The following is a 944-nucleotide window of genomic DNA, read 5'->3' as shown; positions in this document are numbered from 1 at the left end:
GGCGGACCCCGGCCACCAGTGCACACGGCCCCGCGCGCCCTCCCCGGCGCGCGGGGCCGCGGCCTGCCCGCTTCCGGGCAGGGGCGGCCATGCACATCCGCCGGGCGATGCTGCATGCTGTGGCTGGACGGCCCGCACGACGCCGCCCCGCACACTCGGTCCCGCACCACGGTCGCCCCACCTCTCAGGCATGGAGCTGCGCATGACTACCACCTTCCCGGACGTCACCATCAGCACGGACCGGCTGGTGCTGCGCCCCTTCGACGTGGAGGACGTCACCGCGCTCGCCGAGATGATGAACGACGAGCAGGTCACCGCCTGGACCGCCCTGCCGCACCCCTACACCCACGCCGACGCCCACGCCTGGGCCACCCTGCACTCCCGCGCCGAACGCACCGAGGGCCGCGGCATAGCCTTCGCCGTCTCCGAGTTCCTCACCCAGCGCCTCGTCGGCAGCGTGCACCTGAGGAACACCGACTGGCGCACCCGCAGCACAGAGGTCGGCTACGTCACCGCCCCCTGGGCCCGCGGCGAGGGCTACGCCGGCGAATCCGTACTCGCCGTCGCCCAATGGCTCTTCCGCGACCAGCGCTTCGAACGCCTCGAACTCCGCACCGCCGCCGACAACACCGCCTCCCAGCAGGTCGCCCAGAAGATCGGCTGCATCAGCGAGGGCGTCCTGCGCAACGCCTGGATGGTCCGCGCCCAGAACGCCGACGGCACCTGGAGCGACACCCGCACCGACCTCATCGTCTGGAGCCTCCTCCCCGAAGACCTGGAGGACCCGGACGAGTACGGCGGCCAGGAGGGCTACGGACACGCCCGCGTGCACCGCGCCGACGCGGGCGGCCACCGCGTCTGCGCCGACTGGAACTGAACCCGCGGCGGGTAGTCTCGACCTGCCGGGCCCCGCCCGCACGTCCGTGCCCGGCCCCGACGACACC

Annotated in this window: 1 protein-coding gene; it reads left to right on the top strand. The window is 73.5% G+C overall.

The features are described from left to right. Nucleotides 1-202: 202 nt before the first annotated feature. Nucleotides 203-877: a GNAT family N-acetyltransferase gene (locus HYE82_RS36795; RefSeq protein ID WP_179178566.1), complete on the top strand. Its 675-nt coding sequence runs from the start codon at nucleotides 203-205 to the stop codon at nucleotides 875-877. Nucleotides 878-944: the final 67 nt, after the last annotated feature.

Origin of the sequence: Streptomyces sp. BR123, from assembly GCF_013401435.1 — a bacterium.
Classification (GTDB): Bacteria; Actinomycetota; Actinomycetes; order Streptomycetales; family Streptomycetaceae; genus Streptomyces.
The sequence above is the reverse complement of the archived record's forward strand: the minus strand, read 5'-3'. Positions and strand labels throughout refer to the sequence as shown.